At 39.0% G+C, this 5,069-nt stretch carries 5 protein-coding genes and 1 riboswitch; of the genes, 2 read left to right on the forward strand and 3 right to left on the reverse strand.

What is annotated here, in order from left to right:
• Positions 1-128: 128 nt before the first annotated feature.
• Positions 129-992: a VOC family protein gene (locus AB1K81_RS18505; RefSeq protein ID WP_412978140.1), complete on the reverse strand. Its 864-nt coding sequence runs from the start codon at positions 990-992 to the stop codon at positions 129-131.
• 172 nt (positions 993-1,164) lie between these two features.
• Positions 1,165-1,209: riboswitch (PreQ1 riboswitch) on the forward strand.
• A 7-nt stretch (positions 1,210-1,216) separates the two neighbouring features.
• Between AB1K81_RS18505 and AB1K81_RS18510 the strand changes: the two genes are divergently transcribed.
• Positions 1,217-1,702 carry a QueT transporter family protein gene (locus AB1K81_RS18510; RefSeq protein ID WP_412978141.1) on the forward strand — a complete coding sequence of 162 codons (486 nt, stop codon included), beginning with the start codon at positions 1,217-1,219 and terminating at the stop codon, positions 1,700-1,702.
• 34 nt (positions 1,703-1,736) lie between these two features.
• On the opposite strand, the gene AB1K81_RS18515 is transcribed toward AB1K81_RS18510, so the two are convergent.
• Together AB1K81_RS18515 and aac(6') are read right to left on the reverse strand one after the other, a co-directional pair.
• Entirely contained in the window at positions 1,737-2,324 is a 588-nt protein-coding gene (locus tag AB1K81_RS18515; RefSeq protein ID WP_412978142.1) for a lysophospholipid acyltransferase family protein, read from the reverse strand.
• Positions 2,325-2,477: 153 nt separating this feature from the next.
• Positions 2,478-2,921, reverse strand: a complete 444-nt coding sequence (gene aac(6'), locus AB1K81_RS18520) for an aminoglycoside 6'-N-acetyltransferase (protein WP_412978143.1) — start codon at positions 2,919-2,921, stop codon at positions 2,478-2,480.
• A 167-nt stretch (positions 2,922-3,088) separates the two neighbouring features.
• On the opposite strand from aac(6'), the gene AB1K81_RS18525 reads away from it, so the two are divergent.
• Positions 3,089-4,708: a catalase gene (locus AB1K81_RS18525; RefSeq protein ID WP_412978144.1), complete on the forward strand. Its 1,620-nt coding sequence runs from the start codon at positions 3,089-3,091 to the stop codon at positions 4,706-4,708.
• Positions 4,709-5,069: the final 361 nt, after the last annotated feature.

The raw sequence follows: 5,069 nt of genomic DNA on the forward strand, positions 1-5,069 counted from the left end.
GAAGTGAGGCTTTTTTTGTCCCACGCTGAAAGCTTTCCAGAACCCCTCGCATAGCAAGGGGTTTTCAAAAACATTAACAAAAAGTGGAGAGGTGGTTAATCACCTCTCCACTTTTATATGCCTTTTGGTTATTTACTGACTTGTAGTATGATTGAGTTTCCAGAAGGATCCTTTATAACAACTTTATTATTTTCTGTTACAACCTCTCCCCCAACACTTCTTATCCTATCGATTTTCTTTTGTCTAGTATCCTCATCTTTTAGTACTAATGTGAACCAATTTAAACCCACACTATTCTCTTTTGGTCTTGGAGCTCCAACACCGTTCCATACGTTTAATCCGATATGATGATGATATCCACCAGAAGAAGCAAATAACGCACCGGGGTATCTTGTTACAATATCAAATCCGAGCCCATTAACATAGAAATTTTCTGCCGCTTCTAAATCATCAACATGTAAATGGATATGACCCATCACCGTGTCTAGCGGTAATCCATCCCATTTTTTATCACTTTCTGCCAACAGATTATTGGCATCTAACGCCACCGTAGCCATATCCACTGTACCATCAATCCATTTCCAAGTAGCTGCTGGTTTATCGCTTGCTACCTCAATTCCATTACCATCGGGATCATCGAAGTATAACGCTTCGCTCACATAATGATCAGAGGCTCCAAGCCGGATATGCCTGCCCTCTGTTTCCACTAGGTGCTTAAGAAAGTTAGCTAAATCTGCCCTTCTTGGTAATAATATGGCAAAGTGATATAGCCCCGTAGTCCTAGCTTGCTTTGGTAAGACATTATCTGGTTGCTCCAAGGTAAGAATCGGGCGTATTCCATCAGGTGATAAGACTACCCGTCTATCCGTTTGCTGCATAATTTGAAAGCCAAAGACCCGTTGATAAAAATCCAAAGACTTCTGTAAATCTCTAACATTTATATTGACTTCCCCAACAAATGTCGTGGGCTTTTGAAAGTATTTACGTTCCATATGATAACCCCTGTCATTACTTTTTAGAATTAACTTACTTATTGTAAGTATAATGTATATCTTTACTAACTGTCAATTACTATAATTTTTAAATGGAGCTGGTAATAGTAGTGTATACAACGTAAAAATTATCTTTCTATTTTTGCTAAGTTATACTATACTAGTAAAGTTGCACGACGTGGTTCGAAACCATCCCACGTAAAAAAACTAAGGGAGAGATGAATATGAAAGCAAGAACATTAGTTATTAATGCGCTAGTAGCAGCATTATATATTGCTGTGACAGCACTAGTTGCGCCAATCGCATTTACCAGCATACAATTCCGGATTTCTGAGATGTTCAACCACCTTGTTGTATTTAATAAAAGATACTTCTTTGGAATAGTAATTGGTGTATTATTGTCCAATTTACTATTATCCCCATCCAAACTAGATCTAATATTTGGTGTAGCACACTCAGCTATTTCACTTGGTATAATTATACTACTATCGAAATATATCAAGGATGTGTGGGCATTATTAATGTTAAATACACTCGTATTTACTTTTAATATGTTTATCATTGCTTGGGAGATTAAAATTATCGAGCCTGATGCGCCATTCTTCCTAACATGGCTAACAACTGGAATTGGCGAGTTCGCTGTTCTAGCAATCGGGATTCCTATTATGTACGCTCTTAACAAACGTTTACGCTTTGAAAAGCTTATATAATACGAAAGCCATCACTCCGAAGTGATGGCTTTTTTTATTTAATCTTATTTTGTAATGCGCGCATTTCTTGATCCAATTGTTCCATTAATACATCCATGCCTTCTTTTTTAGAGAGGCCTTCTGGAAGTTGAAGTGGTTCCCCATAAATTAATCTAGGCTTAATTCGCTTAAATAAATCTTTAAAATTATTTGGCCCAACATATGCAGCTGGTACAATTGGCACATCTGCATGTGCAGCAATCGTTACTGCCCCACGTTTAAGTGGTGCATCCTCACTAGAACGGGTTCCACTAGGGAAAATTCCAACGACCTTCCCTTCTTTTAGAAGTTTTCTAGGCGTTTTAATCGCACTTGGCCCCGGATTTTCACGGTCCACCGGAAACGCATGTAAGCTTTCCATTAACCATTTCAAAAATTTTGACTGGAAAAGTTCCTTCTTTGCCATATAATGGATCTCTGTCGGCAATGTAGCAATACCGAGCCATAATATATCTACAAACCCAGTATGTGTACAAGCAATAACATAACTACCCGACTTTGGTAAATTTTCTTTTTGATATACTTTTATACTTCCAAAAAGGCTTAGAAAACCTTTTACAACATTCGCAGCAAATTTATACATTTCCTCATCCTCAATTCCAATTCAACTTACTTCTATTTTAACACAAACTACTAGTACCTGATACTAATATTTTTGTCGAATTTTAAATAATCGACAATCAATATTATAAGGAAAAACATAAATTTTTACAAAAATTATTATAGAAATAATTCACTAACTCAAGTCCCTAATAAAAGTAATTAGTCTCCCTGCTTCTTTAAAACCTAGACTCATATGAAATGGGTAACTATCTTGATTATCTATTTCCATATCCGAGCCTATTTGCGTACACCCTTGTTCCTTTAACCATTTCTTCCCACAATTGAATAGCTCCGTTGATATCCCTTGTCTTCTATACGCTTGTTTAACAAATATTCCTTCTAGATAACCTGTAGGGCTTGAATCCGATCCCTCAACATAATCAGAACGGATAGATAAATGAATAAATGCAACTGGTTGCTCTTCTTCCATATATAAAAGAAATTGATGCTTTTTCTCATTCAACATTTGCTCTAATTCTCGATAGAGACCTTCGTAAATATTTCCAGAATATAATTCTAGCGCTAGATTAGTAAGATCTTTTAACTTTTCGTGAGATACCTCTATAATTTTGCCCATTCCTTCTCCCCCTATAAACCTTCTTATTAAGCTAAGAATAGCTTGTTAGAGACGGTTAATCAATCGTAAATTTTATTTTGGAATATCTATTAAAAATAAGGTTATTTTATTTGTTTCTTGGTAAGCATAATTACTGTGATGAAGTACATAAGAAAGAGGAGATAAGAATGGATAAACCCGAAAAAAAGCCAAAGACGAATATTGAACATGACGACACATTGACAACGAGACAAGGCCATCCCGTTACCAATAACCAAAACATTCGAACGGTTGGTAATCGCGGACCAGCTACATTAGAAAACTATGATTTTATCGAGAAAATTAGTCACTTCGACCGTGAAAAAGTTCCGGAACGCATTGTACACGCAAGAGGTGCGGGTGCTCATGGTTATTTTGAAACCTACGGAATGGTTGGTGATGAACCTATTTCTAAGTACACTCGAGCAAAAGTTTTCCAAGGAAAAGGTAAACGCACACCTGTGTTCGCACGTTTTTCAACGGTAGTCGGCGGAAACGATTCTCCTGAGACAGCTCGTGACCCACGTGGTTTCGCAATCAAGTTTTATACGGAAGATGGAAACTGGGATTTAGTAGGAAATAATCTGAAGATTTTTTTCATCCGTGATGCGATGAAATTTCCGGATATGATTCATGCTTTCCGGGCAGACCCAGTAACGAACATGCAAGACCCGCGGCGATTCTTTGATTTTTGTGCGAATTCTCCGGAAACGTTCCATATGGTAACCTTTGTGTATTCTCCTTGGGGAATACCCGCTAATTACCGTATGATGCAAGGATCAGGAGTGAATACCTACAAGTGGGTTAATAGTGAAGGAGAAGCAGTACTCGTTAAATATCACTGGGAACCGAAACAAGGGATTAAAAACTTAACCGTCAAAGAAGCTGCTGAAATTCAGGCAAAAAGTGTGAATCATGCGACACAAGATTTGTATGAAGCGATTGAACGTGGGGAATATCCAGAATGGGAGCTCTTTGTTCAAATCATGGAGGACGGTCCACATCCTGAGCTAGACTTTGATCCACTAGATGATACGAAGCTATGGCCAGAAGACCAATTCCCTTGGCGAAAAGTTGGTAAAATGGTATTAAATAAAAATCCAGAAAACTATTTTATGGAAGTAGAACAAGCTGCTTTTGGTACTGGTGTACTTGTGGATGGGCTTGACTTCTCTGATGACAAGATGCTTCAAGGTAGAACGTTCTCCTACTCAGATACACAGCGTTATCGCGTTGGTGCAAACTATTTACAGCTGCCAATTAACGCTGCAAAGAAACGAGTAGCTACAAATCAAGAAGGCGGTCAGCTTCGTTATCATAATGATAAAGCACCTGGACAAAATCCACACGTAAATTATGAGCCATCCATCCTTGGTGGCTTAAAAGAAGCTGTCCAAGTTGGAAAAGAACACACACCACATGTAGAAGGAAACTTAGTACGTGAATCCATCGACCGTCAAGACAATACAAAGCAAGCAGGTGAAACATATCGCCGCTTCGAACAATGGGAGAAAGATGAGTTAATAAACAACTTAGTCAATGACTTAGCTATCTGTGACAAACGTATCCAAGATAAGATGATTACGTTAGCTGAAGAGGCTGACGAGGAATATGGTCGTCGCCTTCGTGAAGGAATCGCAGCAAAAGTTAAAGAAATGGGCGACATGAAGATGGAATTTGGTGAAGAATTCCGTCCTTTAGGCAAGGAAAGCGCACCAGAAGCAGTGGAAGATGCGGTGAGAAAGTCTCACGATGCAGATCCATATTAATATGTTTGGAGGCACTAGTTCAGCTAGTGCCTCTTTTATTTTAGTTGTGAGCTAAAGTTTCACCGGAGGATAGAGCACTTTCGCCGAAGTTTGCTCTACTTTCGCCGAAGTTTACTCTACTTTCGCCGGACTTCCCACTTCTCGACGTAATCCAACTCATTCTCGCCCAAACCGCTTCTCTTTTCGCCGGAGGGTAGAGCGCTTTCGCCGAAGTTTTCTATAAATACCAACATCACGCCTCTCACCACGAACTTTTCCTCCAACCATCCCATCCCAACCGAACAAAATCAAAACCACCAGTGTGAACTGGTGGTTTGCTCTGCGGCTGGAAGCCTCTATTACCGGCCTCGGCCTTAAAGGC

This window comes from Ornithinibacillus jepli, assembly GCF_047228935.1.
GTDB lineage: Bacteria > Bacillota > Bacilli > Bacillales > Amphibacillaceae > Ornithinibacillus.

What these genes read in the sequence shown, in the direction of transcription:
- AB1K81_RS18505 (WP_412978140.1), bottom strand. Translation starts at nt 992, where the DNA reads ATGGAACGTAAATACTTTCAAAAGCCCACGACATTTGTTGGGGAAGTC.
- AB1K81_RS18510 (WP_412978141.1), top strand. Translation starts at nt 1,217, where the DNA reads ATGAAAGCAAGAACATTAGTTATTAATGCGCTAGTAGCAGCATTATAT.
- AB1K81_RS18525 (WP_412978144.1), top strand. Translation starts at nt 3,089, where the DNA reads ATGGATAAACCCGAAAAAAAGCCAAAGACGAATATTGAACATGACGAC.
- AB1K81_RS18515 (WP_412978142.1), bottom strand. Translation starts at nt 2,324, where the DNA reads ATGTATAAATTTGCTGCGAATGTTGTAAAAGGTTTTCTAAGCCTTTTT.